The sequence below is a fragment of the Pseudomonas sp. HN11 genome, from assembly GCF_021390155.1.
In the GTDB taxonomy this organism is placed as follows: Bacteria; Pseudomonadota; Gammaproteobacteria; order Pseudomonadales; family Pseudomonadaceae; genus Aquipseudomonas.
In genome coordinates this window covers 4,408,464-4,427,133 of record NZ_CP089985.1, presented here as the reverse complement: position 1 = coordinate 4,427,133, position 18,670 = coordinate 4,408,464, and the positions used below count along the sequence as shown (strand labels likewise).

Annotated in this window: 18 protein-coding genes; 6 read left to right on the top strand and 12 right to left on the bottom strand. The window is 61.0% G+C overall.

All coding sequences use genetic code 11. The features are described from left to right. Window positions 1–45: 45 nt before the first annotated feature. Genes dsbG through dsbD form a run of 3 tightly spaced genes read right to left on the bottom strand, consistent with a single transcriptional unit; the run spans window position 46 to window position 3,362 of the window. Window positions 46–807, bottom strand: a complete 762-nt coding sequence (gene dsbG, locus LVW35_RS20165) for a thiol:disulfide interchange protein DsbG (protein WP_233891743.1) — start codon at window positions 805–807, stop codon at window positions 46–48. Beyond that, window positions 783–1,634, bottom strand: coding sequence for a TlpA disulfide reductase family protein (locus LVW35_RS20160; protein WP_233891742.1), 852 nt, complete (start codon window positions 1,632–1,634; stop codon window positions 783–785). The genes dsbG and LVW35_RS20160 overlap by 25 nt, the downstream gene beginning before the upstream one ends. Next, complete coding sequence (gene dsbD, locus LVW35_RS20155; protein WP_233891741.1) at window positions 1,635–3,362, bottom strand: protein-disulfide reductase DsbD; 1,728 nt, start codon at window positions 3,360–3,362, stop codon at window positions 1,635–1,637. 177 nt (window positions 3,363–3,539) lie between these two features. Here dsbD and LVW35_RS20150 point away from each other — a divergent pair, with 177 nt between their 5' ends. The 3 genes from LVW35_RS20150 to LVW35_RS20140 all read left to right on the top strand — a co-directional run bounded on the left by LVW35_RS20150 (window position 3,540) and on the right by LVW35_RS20140 (window position 6,430). Next, window positions 3,540–4,220, top strand: a complete 681-nt coding sequence (locus tag LVW35_RS20150; protein ID WP_010208813.1) for a response regulator — start codon at window positions 3,540–3,542, stop codon at window positions 4,218–4,220. Then, window positions 4,217–5,539 carry an ATP-binding protein gene (locus tag LVW35_RS20145; RefSeq protein WP_233891740.1) on the top strand — a complete coding sequence of 441 codons (1,323 nt, stop codon included), beginning with the start codon at window positions 4,217–4,219 and terminating at the stop codon, window positions 5,537–5,539. Before LVW35_RS20150 ends, LVW35_RS20145 begins: the two co-directional genes overlap by 4 nt. 123 nt (window positions 5,540–5,662) lie before the next feature. Next, window positions 5,663–6,430, top strand: coding sequence for an N-acetylmuramoyl-L-alanine amidase (locus LVW35_RS20140; protein ID WP_233891739.1), 768 nt, complete (start codon window positions 5,663–5,665; stop codon window positions 6,428–6,430). 125 nt (window positions 6,431–6,555) lie between these two features. Here LVW35_RS20140 and LVW35_RS20135 read toward each other — a convergent pair whose 3' ends face one another. Beyond that, complete coding sequence (locus tag LVW35_RS20135; RefSeq protein ID WP_233891738.1) at window positions 6,556–7,482, bottom strand: IS110 family transposase; 927 nt, start codon at window positions 7,480–7,482, stop codon at window positions 6,556–6,558. 448 nt (window positions 7,483–7,930) lie between these two features. Here LVW35_RS20135 and LVW35_RS20130 point away from each other — a divergent pair, with 448 nt between their 5' ends. After that, the gene (locus tag LVW35_RS20130) at window positions 7,931–9,325 is read left to right on the top strand and encodes an aspartate aminotransferase family protein (RefSeq protein WP_233891737.1); all 1,395 of its coding nucleotides are present in this window, start codon (window positions 7,931–7,933) and stop codon (window positions 9,323–9,325) included. 83 nt (window positions 9,326–9,408) lie between these two features. Continuing rightward, on the top strand, window positions 9,409–9,633 hold the full coding sequence (locus LVW35_RS20125) for an MbtH family protein (protein WP_049712200.1): 225 nt from the start codon (window positions 9,409–9,411) through the stop codon (window positions 9,631–9,633). A 23-nt stretch (window positions 9,634–9,656) separates the two neighbouring features. Here the strand turns inward: LVW35_RS20125 and LVW35_RS20120 are convergent, their stop codons facing one another. From LVW35_RS20120 to minC, 8 genes are all read right to left on the bottom strand, one after another. Continuing rightward, window positions 9,657–11,003: an amidohydrolase gene (locus tag LVW35_RS20120; protein ID WP_233891736.1), complete on the bottom strand. Its 1,347-nt coding sequence runs from the start codon at window positions 11,001–11,003 to the stop codon at window positions 9,657–9,659. A gap of 17 nt (window positions 11,004–11,020) precedes the next feature. Then, window positions 11,021–13,186 (bottom strand): mechanosensitive ion channel family protein, encoded by a 2,166-nt coding sequence (locus LVW35_RS20115; protein WP_233891735.1) that lies wholly within the window; start codon window positions 13,184–13,186, stop codon window positions 11,021–11,023. Between the two features lie 52 nt (window positions 13,187–13,238). Further along, the gene (locus LVW35_RS20110; protein ID WP_010208820.1) at window positions 13,239–13,415 is read right to left on the bottom strand and encodes a hypothetical protein; all 177 of its coding nucleotides are present in this window, start codon (window positions 13,413–13,415) and stop codon (window positions 13,239–13,241) included. Window positions 13,416–13,515: 100 nt separating this feature from the next. After that, window positions 13,516–14,805 carry a M18 family aminopeptidase gene (locus LVW35_RS20105; RefSeq protein WP_233891734.1) on the bottom strand — a complete coding sequence of 430 codons (1,290 nt, stop codon included), beginning with the start codon at window positions 14,803–14,805 and terminating at the stop codon, window positions 13,516–13,518. A 97-nt stretch (window positions 14,806–14,902) separates the two neighbouring features. After that, complete coding sequence (locus LVW35_RS20100) at window positions 14,903–15,538, bottom strand: RluA family pseudouridine synthase (RefSeq protein WP_233891733.1); 636 nt, start codon at window positions 15,536–15,538, stop codon at window positions 14,903–14,905. Between the two features lie 95 nt (window positions 15,539–15,633). Continuing rightward, complete coding sequence (gene minE, locus LVW35_RS20095; protein WP_010208824.1) at window positions 15,634–15,888, bottom strand: cell division topological specificity factor MinE; 255 nt, start codon at window positions 15,886–15,888, stop codon at window positions 15,634–15,636. A 3-nt stretch (window positions 15,889–15,891) separates the two neighbouring features. Then, window positions 15,892–16,704 carry a septum site-determining protein MinD gene (minD, locus tag LVW35_RS20090; RefSeq protein ID WP_034099397.1) on the bottom strand — a complete coding sequence of 271 codons (813 nt, stop codon included), beginning with the start codon at window positions 16,702–16,704 and terminating at the stop codon, window positions 15,892–15,894. 166 nt (window positions 16,705–16,870) lie between these two features. Then, window positions 16,871–17,608 (bottom strand): septum site-determining protein MinC, encoded by a 738-nt coding sequence (gene minC, locus LVW35_RS20085; RefSeq protein ID WP_033900844.1) that lies wholly within the window; start codon window positions 17,606–17,608, stop codon window positions 16,871–16,873. Between the two features lie 119 nt (window positions 17,609–17,727). On the opposite strand from minC, the gene LVW35_RS20080 reads away from it, so the two are divergent. Further along, window positions 17,728–18,660 carry a lipid A biosynthesis lauroyl acyltransferase gene (locus tag LVW35_RS20080; protein ID WP_233891732.1) on the top strand — a complete coding sequence of 311 codons (933 nt, stop codon included), beginning with the start codon at window positions 17,728–17,730 and terminating at the stop codon, window positions 18,658–18,660. Window positions 18,661–18,670 lie beyond the last annotated feature (10 nt).

The following is an 18,670-nucleotide window of genomic DNA, read 5'->3' as shown; positions in this document are numbered from 1 at the left end:
CAGACCCTCATCGCTGTGGTGCGACGAGGGCCTGACAGGTGCCAGCTATTTCGGGCCCATGATCTTCCCCAACTTCTCCGGCGATGGTGCTCCCTGCTGTTGCTGCAACCCTCCCTTGTCATCCAGATAGAAAATCGCTGGCGTCGCCGACAATTCCAGCTCATCCATCAACTTCATATTCCCATCAAGTTTGGCCTCAATGTCCGCCGGGATCTTGTCCAGTGCCTGCAGCTTGCTGCCCTTGCCAGCAGCTTCGTGTTCTTCCAGGGCTTTTTGCGGGTCTTTGGCGGCGAACAACGCAGCCGATTTACCCGGGCTGTCTTCGCGGATGATACCGACCATGATGTGGCGCAACTGCACCTTGCCGGCCTTTACCCACGGGCGGGCCTGTTCCCAGAACATGTTGCAGTACGGGCAGTTGGGGTCGCTGAACAGGTAGACGATGCGTGGAGCTTTCACATCGCCGTCCTGGATCCAGCTGCTTTTTTCCATTTTGGCCCAGACTTCCTTGGCCATCGGCGCGTACACCAGTTTTTCCAGGGGCGCGCTGCTAAGGTCGTTGCCTTGGGCGTCGTACAGGTTGCCAGCGATCACGTTTTTGCCGTCGGCGGTCAGGTACAGGGCCATGCCACGGTTCTGATACTGGGCGGCGTAGCCGGTGAGGCCGCTGGGGGCGTCGAACTTGCCGAGGATCTTGGCGCCCTTGGCTTCGATCTGTTTGATCGGCGCCGGCCAGTCTTCGGCCTGGGCCAGGGTGGCGGCAAGCGTCAGCGGCAGCAGGGTCAGCAGGTGGCGGAGGCGGGGCATGTCGGTTTCCTTATGGCAGCAGGAGTGGAGTCGAAAGGTTCCATGGCACGGGCCAGGCTGGCGTGGGACAGTTCACCGAGGTGGCTGTTGATCAGGCGCCCATCGGCTTGGTAGAACAGGGTGGTAGGCAAGGCCATGGAGCCCACGGCCTGGCCGAGGCGGCCGCTGGCATCGAATAAAACGTTATCGAGGGTCAGGCCTTGGGTGGCGAGAAAGGTGCTGACGCTTTGCATGCTTTCGGCCTGGTTGACGAACAGGAAGGTCACGTCGGGGCGTTGATGTTGGGCACGCTCCAGTACGGGCATTTCGCGACGGCATGGCGGGCACCAGGTGGCCCACAGGTTGATCACCAGCGGGCCGCCTTTGTAATCGGCCAGTTGCACCACGTCGCCATTGGCATTGCGCAGGGTGATATCCGGCAGTTGCGAGCCTTTGTCGTAGAGGCTCAGGGACAAACTGGCCATGCCCCAGAACACCAGGCCGGTGACCACCCCGGCGCTCAGCGGCTTGCGCAGGGCCGGGCGGCGCCAGCCGTAGGCGAGTGCGCCGAGGATCAGTGCGATCACACCGGGCCAGGCGAGGAAGCCGCCGTCGCGCAGGTCGACCATCTGCAACCAGTCGTTGCTGTATTCGCCCCAATACATCAGCACAAAGCTGATGCGTGCCGCCAGTATGCCCAGCAGGAACAGGCTGAACAGCACCGATTCCGGGTTTTCACCGCCACGCTTGGCCACGCGCCAGCCCACCAGGGTGGCGAGAATCAGCGCGCTGATCAGCAGCAAGTGATTGAGCGCGATGGCGAAGGTGCCGATGGTCAGGGTCAACATTCAGAGGGCATCCCGGGTGTGCGTCCAGCTTTGCAGGAAGGCGGCGGCATCCACTTCGCCGGTGATGCGTTGGGCACGACGTTCTTCACCGTCCGGGCCTATCCACACGAAACTCGGTGGGCCAGGGACTTTGTAGCGGCCGAGCAGCTCGCGGCTGGCGGCGTTGTCAGCGGTGACGTCCAGGCGCAGCAGGCGCACGTCTTTCAGGGCGTCCATGACTTCAGGTTTACCGAATACCTGTTTTTCCATGATCTTGCACGACACGCACCAGTCGGCGTAGTAGTCCACCAGCACCCACTGGCCTTGAGCCTTGGCGCTGTCGAGCTGGGTTTGCAGCACGGCGGGGTCGCTGATGGTCATGAAGGCGTCGTGGGCGGTGGGAGCGGCAGTGGTACGTGAGCCGCTATAGACCTTCAAGGGCTGCCACAGGTCGTCGCTGCCGCCTGCCGCGCCCATCACCAGCACGGCGCCCCACAAGCCCAGCAGCAGGGAGCCTGCGCCAAATACCTTGGCGGCCAGCCCGTATTCGCGGGCCAGGGTCCAGCCGCAGTACGCCATGATCAGGGCCAGTGCACCCCATAGGCCGATCCACAGGCTTTCATCGACCACCGGGCGAATCATCAGCACGGCGGTGCCGAGGAACAGGAAGCCGAAGATACCCTTGAGCACATTCATCCAGGTGCCCGGCTTGGGCAGGAAGCGATTGCCCACGGTCACCAGCAGCAACAGCGGAATGCCGATGCCGATGCCCATGGCGAAGAGGATCAGGCCGCCGTGCAGTGCATTGCCACTCTGGGCGATATACAGCAGGGCGCCGGCCAGGGGGGCGGTCATGCACGGGCCCACCAGCAGGCCGGAAAGTGCGCCGAGAACCCCCGCGCCGACCAGGCTGCCACCGCTCTGCTGGCGGCTGACGTTGTCCAGGCGATCACGCAGGAAGGCTGGCAGTTGCAGTTCGAAGAAGCCAAACATCGGCAGGGCAAGTATCACGAACAAGGTAGCGAAACTGCCCAGAATCCACGGTGTTTGCAGCCAGGCGGCAAGGTTGCCACCCAGCAAGGCTGCGAGCACGCCCAGCGCCGCATACACCAACGCCATGCACACGACGTAGCTGCTGGCCAAGGCAAATCCACGACGCGGGCTGGCACCACTGCCTACCACCAAACCGGCGAGAATCGGCAGCATCGGCAATGAACAAGGCGCAAATGCCAGCAGCAGTCCCAGGCCGAAAAATATCAGCAGGCTCCAACCCAGGCTGCGCTGTTGCAGGCCGCTGGCCAGGCTCTGGTCCTGGGCTTCGGCGGTCGCGGCGACGGCCGGGTTGCCACCCAAGTTCACGGTCATCGACTGCGGCGGGTAGCACAGGCCCGCATCGGCACAGCCCTGCCAGCCGAGCTTGACCTGCCCGGTAGCGCCAGCCGGGATCTTCACTTCCAGGCCTTGGCGATACACCTCCTGGTCACCGAAGAATTCATCGCTATGGGCCTCGCCTTGTGGTAGCGCGGGCTTCTCAGCCAGGCCATCGAACTTCATGCGCTGCTTGTACAGGTAATAACCGTCGGCAATCTGCCAATACAGCTGGGTCTCGCCACTTTCAAGACGTTCGGAGGTAAAGGTGAAGGCTTTGCCCACCGGGAGGAAATCGGGTTTGGTCTCAAACGGGTTGCCCGGCGATGCCTGGGAGAATCCCGCAAACAACACCAGCAGAAAGGTAAACAGATGCCGCATGGTCAAGCCTTAGTTCGATGCAAGTTAGGCACACAATGTGTGGCGTTGATTAACCAATGATTAACCGGACGCTATTCTAGAGTGTAGGGATTGTCCGGTGTTGCAGACTTTGACGGCATAATGCGGGCTTAATCTGCCGCTTTTCTAATCACCCCCATCTTTCATGAAGGGTTCACCATGCACGTACTGGTCTGTGAAGACGACGAACTGATCGCCAGCGGCATCGTGGCCGGCCTGACTGCCCAGGGCTTTACCGTCGAGCGTGTGGCCTCGGCTGGCGCCGCGCGCGCGATGCTCCGGGCGGCCACGTTCGACATCATGGTGCTCGACCTCGGCCTGCCGGACGAAGACGGCCTCAAGCTGCTGCAGCAACAGCGCAGCCAGGGCCTGGAAATCCCGGTGCTGATCCTCACTGCGCGCGATTCTGTGACCAACCGTGTCGACGGCCTGCAAGCCGGCGCCGATGACTACCTGCTTAAACCTTTCGACCTGCGCGAACTCGCCGCGCGACTGCAAACCCTGTTGCGTCGGGTGGCGGGGCGCAGCGTCAACCTGATCGAGCATGGCCGCCTGGCCTACGACCCCAGCAGCCGTGAGACCTTCCTGGGCGGCGAGCCGGTGGACCTGTCGCGCCGCGAGCAGGCATTGTTGCAGGCTCTGTTGCACAACAAGGGGCGTGTGCTGTCCAGCGAGCAGCTCAAGGACAGTGTCTACGGCTTCAATGACGAGTTGGAAAGCAACGCTCTCAACGTGCATATCCACCACCTGCGGCGCAAATTGGGCAATGGCATTGTCGAGACCGTACGCGGCCTCGGCTATCGCCTGGGCCCGGCTGACGGGGGCGAGGACGCATCGTGAAAAGCCTGCGCCTGCGCCTGACGTTCAAGCTGGGCGCCGCTTTTGTGTTGATCTGGGCCTTGGCGGCGGCCTGGATGCTCAACGATCTACGCAACCAGATGATGTTCTCCCTCGACCAACGCCTGGTGGCGTCGGCACGCATGGTGGCTGGGCTGACCGAGCAGATGCCGGGCCTGGCCAGTGTGAGTGGCGGTGCGCATTTCAGCGCCGAACAATTGCAGGTGCCTGGGGGCATGGCCTGCCAGGTCAGTTCCTTGCGCGGGGAAATCCTCGCGCGCAGCCACACCACGCCGGATGAGGGGCTGGAGTCGCGCAAGAGCGGCTTTCGTGATCAAGTCATTGATGGCGTAGGTTGGCGCAGCTTTACCTTGTCGCGCGGCGACCTTTTAATCACTACCGCCGACCGCCAAGTGGAGCGCGAGGCCCTGAACCTGTCGATCCTGCTGGCCGCTTCAGTGCCGGTGGGCGTGGCGATGCTGGGCTGCCTGTGCCTGCTGTGGCTGGGCATCGGCCAGAGCCTGCTGCCGCTCAACCGCATGCGTGACGCCTTGATGCGGCGCAGTGCCGACTCCCTGGAACCCCTGCAGATCCACCCGTTGCCCAGCGAGCTCAAGCCGCTGCTCGACACCCAGAACCAACTGTTGCAACGCATCGCCAAGACTATCGAACGCGAACGCCGGCTCACCGGTGACGCCGCCCACGAACTGCGCAGCCCGCTGACGGCGATCAAGACTCACCTGCAAGTGGCCCGTATGACCGAAGGCGCTGCCCGCGACCAGTCGCTGGCTCATGCCGAGGAGGGCGCAGACCGCCTGCATCGCACCCTCGAGCAATTACTGTTGCTGGCGCGGGTGGAGGGCAACCTGTCATTTGACGATGGCATGCACTCCAGTGCCGAGGATGTGGCACGGCTGGCCATCCAGGATGCCAATGCCGGTGATAATTCGCGTATCGACCTGATCCTGCCGGATGACCTTTCGGCCGTCCCGGTGGAAATGCCGGTGGGCTTGGCGGTCGCCGCCTTGCGCAACCTGCTGGACAACGCCTTGCGCCATACGCCGGCCGATACCCGAGTGGAACTGAGCGTGTTCACTGCCGCCGATCACGTGGTGTTCCGCGTGCGTGACCATGGGAAGCAGATCTCCACCGAGGACCTGCAGTACCTGACCCAGCGCTTCTGGCGCAATGGCAGCAGCGAGGGCTGTGGCCTGGGCCTGGCGATCGTGCAAGCGATTGTGCAGCGTTGCTCCTGTTCGCTGAAGTTCGACAGCCAGCCGGATGGCCTGCGCGTCCACCTGGGCATGCCGCTGCGGCGCTGATCACTTTTCTTTCAAGTGCCAAATAGTTACCGCCCTCCTGAGGATCAAGTCGTCAGGATGGCGGTAATTTTTTGCGCTTGAACGGGCTGAATGAGTCGGCCTGTATTGAAAAGGACAGTTCTTATGTTGGTCATTGATACCAGTTTCCCTGCCAAAGGCTTCAACGAACGTAACGGTGAACCCGTGCGGCAGGTGATCGTGCATTACACCGCGGCGCCTTTTGGCTCCTCCTTGCGCACGCTGACCCAGGACGGAGTGAGTGCGCACTATCTGCTGCCCGACCCTGAGGATCCCAGTTACCGTGCCACAGGTTACGAAGAGTTGCGGGTGTTCCGGTTAGTGGCAGAGGACAAGCGCGCCTGGCATGCCGGGGTGAGTCATTGGGCGGGGCGCGACAATCTCAATAGCCGCTCGATTGGCATCGAGATTGTCAACCTGGCGCGGGATGACGGCGGGGTATTCACCTTTCCGGCCTATGGGGAAGAACAAACCGAGGTGTTGATTGCGCTGTTGCGCGACATTCTCGGGCGTTACCCGCAAATTGGACCGACCGACATTCTCGGGCATTCGGACGTGGCGTACAGCCGTAAGAGCGATCCAGGGCCGCAACTGCCGTGGCGGCGTTTGCACGATGCCGGGGTGGGGGCCTGGTTTGATGACGCTACACAGGCGATGTATCAGCGCCGCTTTTGCCTGGGGTTGCCGCCGGAGGTCGAGGTGGAGCGGGCTTTTCAGCGCTACGGGTATGCGCCTGCGAAGAATCGGCAAGGGTTTCAACAGAGGACGAGGGCGTTTCAGATGCACTTTCGACCACGGGATTATTGTGGATTTCTGGACGCTGAAACCTGCGCGATTTTGTATGCACTGAACGAAAAATACCTGGGTTTGTGAAGCCGAGCGCGGTTCAAATGTGGGAGCAACTGTCTTGATGACCATAACTTGGCCATCGATTTCAAAGACAGCCAAACTCCCACAGCTTCAAGCCGTGTGACCTTCAACGACACATCGCTGCCGATCTAGGCAGCGTGTTCTTTCCATTCAGTCCTATCACGCAGCATTGCGTTCAGCCGGATTAACAAAACACGCATGCATGCGATTAGCGCAACTTTTGCGCATTTTCCTTTGCCACGCAGTGCTTTATAGCGGGCCTGGAATTCAGGCTGGTCCCGAATGACTACCCAGCAGGCCATGTATAGCGAGCGACGTGCGGAAAACCTTCCGCCACGAATGTGACGCGCGCCTATGTGCTTCCCACTGTCGTTGTTATACGGCGCGAGGCCCGCTAGGGCCGCGATCGGACGCTTGCCAACCTCACCCAACTCCGGCAGGTATGCCATAAGGCTAGCCGCCGTAATGAGCCCGATGCCCTTAACTGAACACAGGCGTTCGACTTTTTCGTGGTCTAGCACGTTGGCGCTTTGACGAATCAACTGGTCTATCGCGTTCACAGCTTTGATCAGGTAGTCGATATGACTCTGCAACGCTGGCTTTACTACGTCACATGAGGCCGTTTTCAGGCGCCTTTTGTCATCGTCTCTCTGCTGAATAAAGTTTTCTCGCTGTTGGACTAACGCGCGCAACTCGTCATGTTTCGGGCTGGTGATTCGGCTGTTAGGCGAGTCGAGTACCGCTGCGAACTGCGCAAGGGACTTTGCATCTATCGGGTCGGTTTTGGCTTGTTGGCCCATCGCCGTGGAAAAACTCTTGGCTCGACGGGGATTGATGCAGTTGAGGCCCGCAGCCTGGAGCGCCTTCATGACTTTGCGCTCGTAACCGCCAGTGGCCTCCAACAGCACGCGACCGACCTGGTGAAGCAATAGCCACCCAATCAACCCAGGGAAATCATCTTCGGCGTTAGCGCAACTTACCCCAACGTCAATCAGATTAACTCGAGCCTCAAGGCTGTCCTTGGAAACATCAATGCCTGCTGGATAGGAAAACATAGCCAAACCCTCTTACACTCAAAGTGAGAGCGCTCTGGCTTGGCCCACGCTTGTAACTGTTCGAGGTGGGCTCGTTCAACTGTTCGGGCTCATGTCCAGAGCGGAGAAGTGAGTGGCAGCATGGGCTCCCACACGTGCTTTAAGCACTTCGGGCATTCAGCTTGCCACTCACCCTCTCACCTTCAGCTTAATCCTGTCTCAAGACACAAGCGGGCTTGCTCGCGAAAGTGGTGGCTCAGTCAACATTTCCGGCGCCTGACACACCGCTGTCGCGAGCAAGCCCACTCCCACACTTGGAACTTAATCCGTCAGTTAAAGCTCGGCGACCACTAAATCCCTTCCTTGCTGGTGCGTTTCCAGAACAGGAAATCCGTGCGCATGCCCTTGGGCCAGACGCCAGCGGATCGGCAGTTTGGTCACCATCATCAGCGTATTGAGGGATCGAGAAATGTCAGTCGCTACCAGCCGTATCGAAGACGCCCAGGTGCATGAAACGCTCTACCAGTTCGACGAAACCCCGCTACTCGCCCGTCAGCGCCAGCAGGAGTCCAACGCCCGCAGCTACCCTCGACGTATTCCCTTGGCGCTCAAGCGCGCCAAGGGTATCTACGTGGAAGACGTCGAAGGCCGCAGCTTCATCGACTGCCTGGCCGGCGCCGGTACCCTGGCGCTGGGGCATAACCACCCGGTGGTGATCGAAGCCATCCAGCAAGTGCTGGCCGATGAGCTGCCACTGCACACGCTGGACCTGACCACTCCGGTCAAGGACCAGTTCGTGCAGGACCTGTTCGGCCTGCTGCCGCCTGCGCTGGCACGCGAGGCAAAGATCCAGTTCTGCGGCCCCACCGGCACCGATGCGGTGGAAGCCGCATTGAAGTTGGTGCGTACCGCCACTGGGCGCAGCACGGTGCTGTCGTTCCAGGGCGGTTACCATGGCATGAGCCAGGGGGCGTTGAGCCTGATGGGCAGCCTGGGGCCGAAGAAACCCTTGGGTGCCTTGCTCGGCAATGGCGTGCAATTCCTGCCATATCCTTATGATTACCGCTGCCCGTTCGGCCTTGGCGGCGCGCAAGGGGTGCGGGTCAACCTGCATTACCTGGAAAACCTGCTGAATGACCCGGAGGCTGGCGTGTTGCTGCCGGCGGCGGTGATTGTCGAAGTGGTGCAGGGCGAGGGCGGTGTGATCCCGGCTGATCTGGACTGGTTGCGTGGACTGCGCCGCATCACCGAGCAGGCGGGCGTGGCGTTGATCGTCGATGAAATTCAAAGCGGTTTCGGCCGCACCGGCAAGATGTTCGCCTTTGAGCACGCTGGCATCATTCCGGATGTGGTAGTGATGTCCAAGGCCATCGGCGGCAGCCTGCCGTTGGCGGTGGTGGTGTATCGCGACTGGCTCGACACTTGGCTGCCGGGTGCGCATGCCGGGACGTTCCGTGGCAACCAGATGGCGATGGCGGCGGGTTCGGCGGTGATGCGCTATCTCAAGGATTACAACCTGGCCGATCATGCAGCGGCCATGGGCGAACGCCTGGTTGAACACCTGCGCATCCTGCAACGTGACTTCCCGCACCTGGGGGATATTCGCGGCCGCGGGTTGATGCTCGGCGTCGAACTGGTGGACCCGAATGGCACGCCAGACGTCCAAGGCCATCCGCCCGTGCACCGCCAATTGGCGCCGCTGGTGCAGCGTGAATGCCTCAAGCGTGGGCTGATCCTCGAGCTGGGCGGTCGGCATGGCAGTGTTGTGCGTTTCCTGCCACCGTTGGTAATCACCGCCGCCGAAGTCGACCAGGTAGCCGATATCTTCGGGCGTGCGTTGGCGGCGGCGGTTGCCAGCCTCTAATTTTTTGCACGCTTGGTACGTTTCTACAGATATCAGTGCTGCGCACGGTGCGCAGCCCGTCTTTTCAGCGATGGAGAACAGCAATGACCTCAGTATTTGACCGCGACGACATCCTGTTTCAGGTGGTGGTCAACCATGAAGAACAGTATTCCATCTGGCCTGACTACAAGGCTGTGCCGGAAGGCTGGCGCACCGTGGGCAAGAGCGGCATGAAAAAAGAGTGCCTGGCCTACATCGAAGAAGTCTGGACCGATATGCGCCCGTTGAGCTTGCGCCAGAAGATGGACGGGGCTGCGCTGACCAACTGATACACCGCTCCCACAGAAACGCGTTACAGTGGCTGGTTGGCGTACAGGTAATCCGTCGCCAACGACGCCAACGTCCTCACCCCCACCACCAACGCCGACTCATCCACAAAGAACCCCGGATTGTGGTTCGGCGCCGCCTTGCTCATGTCCTGATCCTTCGGCGTCACGCCCAGGAACACAAACAGTCCCGGTGCCTCCTTGGCATAAAACGAGAAGTCTTCGGCACCGCCCACCAGCGGGCCTTGCACCACATCATCGTTGGCCGCCCAGCGCAGACTCGGCAGCATTTTTTCGGTCAGCGCCAGGTTGTTGATGGTGGGGTCGTACTTCTCGATGATGCTGACTTCGGCCTTGGCACCCCCGCTTTCGGCAATTTTCTCTACGGTCTGCCGCACGTCTGCGTGCAGTTTCTGGCGGATACCGTAGTCGTAGGAGCGAATGGTGCCGGTCATGTCCACCGACTCAGGAATGATGTTGTAGCGCGTGCCGCCATTGATGGTACCGATGCTCACAACTGACGGGAATGAAGAGATGTCAGTGCGGCGGCTGACCACAGTCTGCAACCCGACAATGGTCTGCGCACCCACGGTGATCGGGTCGATACCATCCCAAGGGCGGCCGGCGTGGGTCTGTTTGCCAAGGATCTTGATGCGCAAATCGTCCGAACTGGCCAGGGTTGGCCCTGGCCGGTAGGCAATCTGGCCGGCGGGCACACCGGCCCACACATGCAGACCGAACACTGCGTCCGGTTTGGGCGCCTTCATCACGCCTTCCTGCACCATCATTTTGGCGCCCCAGGTGTTTTTGCCGTCGGGGATGAAATCGCTTGGGCCTTCCTCGGCCGGTTGGAAGTAGAACACCACGGTGCCAGGCAGGCGCTCGCGCATGCCGGTCAGAATCTTCGCAGTGCTCAGTAGGATCGCGACGTGGGCGTCGTGGCCGCAGGCGTGCATCACGTCGACCTCCTTGCCCAGGTAGGTACCTTTGGCTTTGGAGGCAAAGGGCAGGTCGGCGACTTCCTTTACCGGCAGCGCATCCATGTCGGCACGCAGCGCGACGGTCGGGCCGGGCAGCGCGCCTTTCAGCACGGCGACAACTCCGGTGCGCGCCACGCCGGTTTTCACCTCAAGACCCAGGTCGCGCAATTGTCTGGCGACCAGCTCGGCGGTGCGGGTTTCGGTGTTGCCCAGTTCCGGGTGGGCATGGATGTCGCGTCGGGTTTCCAGCAGCGCCGGCTCAAGGGCTTTTGCTTGGGCGGCGATTTCCTCCCGGGCACTGTCCTGGCCACTGCTGGCGGCAATCACTGCGCTGCTGGCAACCGCGCACAGCACGCCGAAAACCCATGGGTGTGTCAGACCGGTTAAACGCATAAGGACCTCTCCTGAGTTTATTGTTGTTGACCTTTCTCCTGCACCGTACCGGCGGTCACCACCTGCACACTCAAGCGCGGCGTCGCCAGGTCCAGCCCGGCCTCATCCAGATGACGCTTGAGCGACAGGTTGAACGCTCGCGATACTTCCCACTGCTTGATTGGTGCGGTCTTGAAGCGTGCGCGCAGGATCGCGCTGCCCGATTCGAAACTTTCCACGCCTTGAATCTCCAATGGCGACCAGATATTGCGGCGTTGCAGTGGGTCGTTGCGCATTTTCTGGCCGACATCGCGCATCAACTTGATGGCGTCGTCGATTTCCATGTTGTAGGGGATCGCCACCCGGAAGATCGCGTAGCCGAATTCGCGCGAGTAGTTCTTGATGCTCTTGATCTCGCTGAACGGGATGGTGTGCACGATGCCGTCAATGTCGCGCAGGCGCACGGTGCGGATGGTCAGGCCTTCGACGGTGCCAAGATGACCGCCGACATCCACGTAGTCATCAATGGCCAGGGAGTCTTCGATGATGATGAACAGGCCGGTGATCAAGTCCGCCACCAGGGACTGTGCACCGAAACCAATGGCCAGGCCGATCACACCGGCACCGGCCAGCAGTGGCGTGACGTTCATGCCCATGTTTGCCAGAGCGACGATGGCCGCGATGATGAAGATGGTCACGAACAGCACGTTGCGGATCAGCGGCATCATGGTCTGCGCGCGGGCATTGGCCAGGCCTTTGCGCGAGCGGGTGAGGGCGTGGTGGATCGCGGTGTCGCTGAGGATCCAGATCAACCAGGCAAACAGCAGGGTCCCGGCCAGCCCGAACAGCTTGACGCTGACTTCATGCCCATCGCCTTCGGTAAAGCGGATCAGCGACAGGCCCCACACCCGCAGGCCCAACTCGATAAACACCAGCCACACGATGAGGTGGGCCAGGGTGTAGACAAAGCTTTTCAGGCGTTCGGAGTAAAGCGCATGGCGCTTGTGCCCGCGTTGCGGCTTGAGGGCATGGCGGCGTACCAGGCCGTTGATCACCATGCACAATACCAGCAGCACGGTGCACAGTAGCGACTGGCGCAATGCCGTGCTGGTATCACCCGCCGAGACAAAGGTGGCAAACAGCGAAATACCCACCAACAACAAGGCTGGGATGTACCAGAAGGAACCGATGATTTCGATCGTGTCGCTGAGGGCACGGCGTGTGAGGCGACGTGACAGTGGTTGGTTGCGGATCAAGTGGGCGATGGGTCGCCGGAAGCGCAGGATAAACACGCCGGTCGACAGTGCCGCCATCACATTGGCTACGGTCGCGGCGGTGTGGGACAAATGCTGGCCCAGGGCCTGGACCAGTCGCGGGTCGCTCAAGGCTTCACCAAAGGCGGCAAAGCTGCCGATCCACCACAGCGGGCGGAAGGCCTGGTGGCGCAGGATATACAGCGCGCGATGACGGTGAGGGCCGTCGAGCACAGAAAACGCGATCACGCAGATTGCCGAGAAGCAGGTGCCGACCACCAGTGCGTAGGCCAGCACCATCGCCAGGGACTTGCCCAGGGACGAGGGCAGGGCGTAGCTCAGGTACACCGTGATCACCAGAGCGATCAACCAGGGTCCCAGTTTTCGCAGGGCAAAGCGCACCATGTCCCAGGTGCGTGGGTGTTGCGGCAATTCTTCGGGCAGGCCGAAACGTTCGCGCACGCGGTGGCTCAGCCAGATCAGCGCGGCGGCGAGCAGGCTCCATACCGCCAGGATCAGGGCAAAGCCAAAAATGATCGGCAGCCATTCGTTGGCCGGCAGCATCAGCGCACTGAGTTCTTGCTTGGCCAGCTCGACCTCGTCGGACCAGCGTCCCAGCGGACTGTCAGCTCCGGAAAACTGCTGCTCGAAGCCGGACAGCGTACTGCCGATCAGCCCCAGCACCCCTTGTTCGGCGGCGGGCTGGGCTTTTTGCGTGGCTTCGCGCAGCTTTTTAAGGTCGCTCAGCAACTGGGTGCGCTGCTGGTCGTTCTCCAGGGTCTTGATCACTTCGTCCAACGACTGTCCCAATGGCACTTCAGCCTGGGGTTGGGTTTTGTTGGAACTGCCTAACAAACCGGGCAGGCTCACGGCCTGGGCAGGCGCAAGCGGCAGCAGTGTCAGCAGGGCGATCAAGCAGTAGCAGGGCAGGGCAAACAAACGGGAAAGCACGAGGCGGTCAACCTTGAAAACGACGAGTTGACCGAGTGTACGAGCGCAAGCGTCATTCAGCCAGTTTTGCGAGGATCTTGTAGACCACGGTGCCCAGGATCAGCAGCATGCCAATCCACATGCCGAATACGCCGAGGGGCTTGTCACGGAAGTTGAAGCCCACGGCGAGCATGATCATGCCGATCAGGATCGGGATAAGCATGGCGTGGAAGGAGGACATGGAGATCATGGGGCGACGGCCTTGTCGGAGTGGGAATACTGACAAGTCTAGGTCGGATTGCAGGAAGTGGGGTTGATGTGTATCAGAAACACATCAACCCCATGCCACATCAGGGCAAGTCGCGGCTCGCGTAGAACGCGCCCAGCACCTTCACCAGATGCGCCAAATCATGGCTGCCGCACAGCTCACGAATGGAGTGCATGGCAAACGTCGGCAGGCCGATGTCCACGGTGCGCACGCCCAGGTGGCTGGCGGTGATCGGGCCGATGGTGGAGCCGCAGCCCATGTCGCTGCGCACCACGAAGCTCTGCACCGGTACTTCCTGGGCCATGCACAGGTGGCGGAAGAACCCGGCGGTTTCGCTGTTGGTGGCGTACCGCTGGTTGCTGTTGACCTTGATCACCGGGCCCGCGTTGAGCTTGGGACCGTGGTTGGCGTCGTGCTTCTCGGCATAGTTTGGGTGCACGCCGTGGGCATTATCCGCAGACACCAACAGGGATTTCTGAATGGTGCGTACGAATTCTTCCCCCTCCGGCAACAAGCGACGCAGGGTCTGTTCCAGCATCGGCCCGTCGGCGCCGCAGGCCGAGCAGGAGCCGACTTCTTCGTGGTCGTTGCACACCAGCACGCAGGTTTCTTCGCTGTCGCTGGTGAGCAAGGCTTGCAGGCCGGCATAGCACGACAGCAGGTTGTCCAGGCGTGCGCCGGCGATGAAGTCGCCGTTCAGGCCAATGACCGCAGCGCTCTGGGTGTCGTAGAAGCTCAACTCGTAGTCGAGCACCACGTCGGCGTTCAGCCCGTGCTCGCGGGCAAGTTGCTCGGTGAGCACGGCGCGAAAGTCCACGCGCTCGTCCCCGGCAAATTGCGCGAGGATCGGTGGCAGCTCGGTCTGGGCATTGATCGCCCAGCCTTGGTTGGCTTCACGGTTCAGGTGAATGGCCAGGTTGGGGATGATGGCGATGGGCAGCTTGAAGTCGATCAGCTGGCTTTCGACCTTACCGTCGCGGCGGAAGGTCACGCGGCCGGCCAGGGACAGGTCGCGGTCGAACCACGGTGCCAGCAGTGCACCGCCGTAGACTTCCACGCCCAGTTGCCAGAAGCCCTGGCGTTGCAGCTCGGGTTGAGGCTTGACCCGCAGGCACGGGCTGTCGGTGTGGGCACCGACCAGGCGGATACCGCCCTGCAGCGGCGAATGGCGGCCGAGCTTGAAGGCGATGATCGAGGAATCGTTGCGGGTCACGTAATAGCGACCGTTGGCCTCGGTGGTCCAGGTTTCGCGCTCGTCGAGACGCTGGTAACCGGCCGCTTCCAGGCGCTGGGCCAGGGCGGCAGTGGCATGAAAAGGAGTAGGGGAGGCCTTGAGGAAGTCGATCAGGCCTTGATTCAACGCTTCGCGCATAAATAGCTCCAGACAGCAGTGCGCGGAGTTTACCGTATTGGTTTCACTCGGTGTCTAGAACTGACACAGAACTAAATGTGGAAGCGTATTGCCAATGCTAGAACGGCGCAGGGCACTCAAAACGCAGGCGCTCGCCACTCTGCGGATGGGTGAAGCTCAACATGCTCGCATGCAGGCACAAGCGCGGCCAGGCAGCCAGGGCCTGTTCATGGGCATACAGACCATCTCCCAGCAATGGGTGGCCGATGGACAGCATGTGCACGCGCAGCTGGTGCGAACGCCCGGTGATCGGCGTCAGTTCCACACGGCACCAATCGCCACAACGCTCCAGCACTTTCCAGAAGGTCAGCGCATGCTTGCCGAATTCGTGGTCCACCACATGGCGTGGTTTGGTCGGCGGGTCGTAGCGCAGGGGTAAATCGATGCTGCCGCTGTCCAGTTCCGGTTGGCCCCAGGCCAGGGCGGTGTAGGCCTTTTCGGTTTCACGGTCGTGAAATTGGCGGGACAGTTCGCGGTGGGTGTCGGCGTCACGGGCCAGCAGGATGATGCCCGAGGTTTCCCAGTCCAGGCGATGCACGATGCGGGCTTCGGGGTAGCCGTTTTCCTGCAGGCGGGTGATCAGACAGTCCTTGTTGTCGTCGGCGCGGCCAGGCACCGAGAGCAGCAGGGTCGGCTTGTTCACCACCAGGACGGCGTCGTCCCGGTGGAGGATGTGGATGTTGGACAACGGCATTAAACAGCCTCGTAACAAACGCCAACGGCGGCTCGCCCACCCGGCCCGCAAAACGGGTCAGGGTGAACGAGCCGCCGTGGCGGCCGCCTGTTCGATCAACGATCAGGCAGGGTGATATTGAGTTCCAGAATCGAGCAGCTGCCGTCATTTTCCAGGGCGACATGCACGTCATCGTTGCCGATATTGACGTACTTGCGGATCACCTCGACCAGTTCCTTCTGCAAGGCTGGCAGGTAATCCGGCGTGCTGCGTTGGCCGCGTTCGTGCGCCACGATGATCTGTAGACGCTCTTTCGCTACCGACGCGGTCGTAGGCTTTTTGTTGGCGCGAAAGAAGTCGAGAAATTTCATTGTTTAGTTGCCTCCAAAGATACGCTCGAAGAATCCCTTCTTCTTGACATCGAGGAAGCGATGTTCCACGGACTTGCCCAGCAAGCGATCGACGGCATCGCTGTACGCCTGGCCGGCGTCGCTCTGGTCGTCAAGAATCACCGGAACCCCCTGGTTGGAAGCCTTCAGGACGGCCTGGGATTCTGGAATCACGCCCAACAGGGTCACTGCGAGGATTTCCTTCACGTCTTCAACACCGAGCATTTCGCCGTTGCTGACGCGCTCAGGGTTGTAACGGGTGAGCAGCAGGTGTTCCTTGATCGGATCCTGGCCTTCCTCGGCGCGCTTGGATTTGCTGGCCAGCAGGCCCAGCATGCGGTCCGAGTCACGTACGGAGGACACTTCCGGGTTGGTGACCACGATGGCTTCATCGGCGAAGTACATGGCCAGGTGAGCACCGGTTTCGATACCGGCCGGCGAATCGCAGACCACGTACTCGAAGGTCTCCTTCAGCTCGGCCAGAACTTTGCCGACGCCTTCTTTGGTCAGCGCGTCTTTGTCACGGGTCTGGCTGGCGGCCAGCACGTACAGGTTCTCAAGGCGCTTGTCCTTGATCAGGGCCTGTTGCAGGTTCGCTTCACCATTGACCACATTGACGAAGTCATACACCACGCGGCGTTCGCAGCCCATGATCAGGTCGAGGTTACGCAAGCCGACGTCGAAGTCAACGATGACTGTCTTGTGGCCGCGCAGAGCGAGACCGGTACCGATAGCGGCGCTGGTGGTGGTCTTACCCACACCACCCTTGCCGGATGTAACCACGAGAATCTTGGCCAAGGTGTTTCACCCCTAAGGAAGAAGGACGTTTTAGTCCCTGAAAAACATCTCTTGGAACTCGCTGCAGGCGGACAGCCTTGTAGGAAAAAATAATTCCTACATAAGTAATGCCGGTTTCGCTGTGCTATCAGAGTCTAGAGATGCTTGGAAAATGCGGCAGTATCCGTTAAAGACGGATGATGTTCAACACATCGCCCGACAGGTTGACCTGCACCGAAGCCCCCCACAGCGGATCACGGCGCAAATCTTCTGAAACCTTGTACTGGCCTGCGATGGACACTAGCTCAGCGGTCAACTGCTGGCAAAAAATACGGGCCTTGGTATCACCCTTGATGCCGGCGAGGGCACGTCCGCGCATCGGGCCGTATACATGGATGTTGCCATCGGCGAGAAGTTCCGCCCCGGGACTGACCGAAGAGATGACTACAAGGTCGCCACCCTGGGCGTAAATCTGCTGTCCGCCGCGTACGGGCGAGGTGATGATCTTTGTAGGCTTGATCGCAGGCTCCGGTGGTTTTTCCGGTTTTTTCTTCTCTTCACCGACCAATGGTTCAAGCGGACGCTCGCGTGCGCCGGACGGTGGCAGTACTGGCAGTTCAATGGCGATGGCTGCAGCAATGTCTTCGATGCGGCTGGCACGAATCGCCAGGGTGCGCAGGCCGTGGGAACGGCATACACGCATCAGGCCGGGGAGGTCGATGCTGCCTTGGCCGGCGGGCAGTTTGTCCAGGGCCAGCACCAGCGGGGCATTGTTGAAAAAGTTGGGCGCCAGGGCAACCTTGGCGGCCAGTTGGCGATCCAGGGCGTCGAGGTCGTTACGGGCAAGTTCCAGCACGGTGATGGCGAGCATGCTGCCTTTCAGCTGGAACACGGGATCTTGGTCTAGCGGTTCGGTTTGGCTCATGGTCGGCAAAAGCGGCTTGTCACGAAAAGTGTCGAGACTTATAACGAGAACACTCACCCGCCGCAAGCCGGGTCGAACCGTTGTAGAATGCGCGGCCCTTGTCTTTACCGGAATCTGTAATGGATCGCCCGCGTTTTCGAGCTGTATTTTTTCACCCGCGTTTCTGGCTGTTATGGCTGGGGCTGGGCCTACTGTGGCTGGTTACCCAACTGCCGTACCGTGCGCTCTTGACCATTGGTCGCCTGCTCGGCGCCGGCATGTACCGCGTGGCCGGCGAGCGTCGCCGCATTGCCGCGCGAAACCTGGAATTGTGCTTCCCGGAAAAATCCGCCAAAGAGCGCAAACAGCTGCTCAAAGAAAATTTCGCCTCCACCGGCATCGCCTTTTTTGAAATGGCCATGAGCTGGTGGTGGTCGCGCCAGCGCCTGGCGCGTCTGGCCCATGTCGAAGGCCTGGAACACCTCAAACAGGCCCAGCTGGATGGCAAGGGCGTGATCCTAATGGCCCTGCACTTCACCACCCTGGAGATCGGCGCAGCGTTGCTGGGGCAGAAGCACACCATCGATGGCATGTACCGCGAGCACGGCAACCCGTTGTTCGACTACATTCAGCGCCGTGGCCGCGAACGCCACAACCTCGATTCCCTGGCCGTGGAGCGCGAAGACGTGCGTGGCATGCTCAAGCTGCTGCGCGCCGGCCGGGCCATCTGGTACGCGCCGGACCAGGACTACGGCGCCAAGCAAAGTATCTTCGTGCCGCTGTTCGGCATCCAGGCCGCCACCGTGCCGGCCACCAGCAAGTTCGCCAAGCTGGGCAAGGCGCTGGTGGTGCCGTTCACCCAGCAGCGCCTGGCCGACGGTAGCGGTTACCGCTTGGTGATCCATCCGCCGCTCACGGACTTCCCTGGCGAGAGCGATGAAGTCGACTGCCTGCGCATCAACCAATGGGTCGAAGCCTCGGTACGTGGATGCCCCGAGCAATACCTGTGGACCCATCGCCGCTTCAAGAGCCGGCCCCCGGGTGAGCCTAAGCTGTACGAAAAACGCCGTTGATAAGACAGAC

Bases quoted from the DNA above. Each gene is read 5' to 3' on its own strand.
- LVW35_RS20150 (WP_010208813.1), top strand. From the start codon at position 3,540: ATGCACGTACTGGTCTGTGAAGACGACGAACTGATCGCCAGCGGCATC.
- LVW35_RS20140 (WP_233891739.1), top strand. From the start codon at position 5,663: ATGTTGGTCATTGATACCAGTTTCCCTGCCAAAGGCTTCAACGAACGT.
- LVW35_RS20160 (WP_233891742.1), bottom strand. From the start codon at position 1,634: ATGTTGACCCTGACCATCGGCACCTTCGCCATCGCGCTCAATCACTTG.
- dsbG (WP_233891743.1), bottom strand. From the start codon at position 807: ATGCCCCGCCTCCGCCACCTGCTGACCCTGCTGCCGCTGACGCTTGCC.
- LVW35_RS20100 (WP_233891733.1), bottom strand. From the start codon at position 15,538: ATGCCGTTGTCCAACATCCACATCCTCCACCGGGACGACGCCGTCCTG.
- LVW35_RS20130 (WP_233891737.1), top strand. From the start codon at position 7,931: ATGTCAGTCGCTACCAGCCGTATCGAAGACGCCCAGGTGCATGAAACG.
- LVW35_RS20135 (WP_233891738.1), bottom strand. From the start codon at position 7,482: ATGTTTTCCTATCCAGCAGGCATTGATGTTTCCAAGGACAGCCTTGAG.
- minE (WP_010208824.1), bottom strand. From the start codon at position 15,888: ATGAAATTTCTCGACTTCTTTCGCGCCAACAAAAAGCCTACGACCGCG.
- LVW35_RS20120 (WP_233891736.1), bottom strand. From the start codon at position 11,003: ATGCGTTTAACCGGTCTGACACACCCATGGGTTTTCGGCGTGCTGTGC.
- LVW35_RS20110 (WP_010208820.1), bottom strand. From the start codon at position 13,415: ATGATCTCCATGTCCTCCTTCCACGCCATGCTTATCCCGATCCTGATC.
- LVW35_RS20125 (WP_049712200.1), top strand. From the start codon at position 9,409: ATGACCTCAGTATTTGACCGCGACGACATCCTGTTTCAGGTGGTGGTC.
- dsbD (WP_233891741.1), bottom strand. From the start codon at position 3,362: ATGCGGCATCTGTTTACCTTTCTGCTGGTGTTGTTTGCGGGATTCTCC.
- LVW35_RS20080 (WP_233891732.1), top strand. From the start codon at position 17,728: ATGGATCGCCCGCGTTTTCGAGCTGTATTTTTTCACCCGCGTTTCTGG.
- minC (WP_033900844.1), bottom strand. From the start codon at position 17,608: ATGAGCCAAACCGAACCGCTAGACCAAGATCCCGTGTTCCAGCTGAAA.
- LVW35_RS20105 (WP_233891734.1), bottom strand. From the start codon at position 14,805: ATGCGCGAAGCGTTGAATCAAGGCCTGATCGACTTCCTCAAGGCCTCC.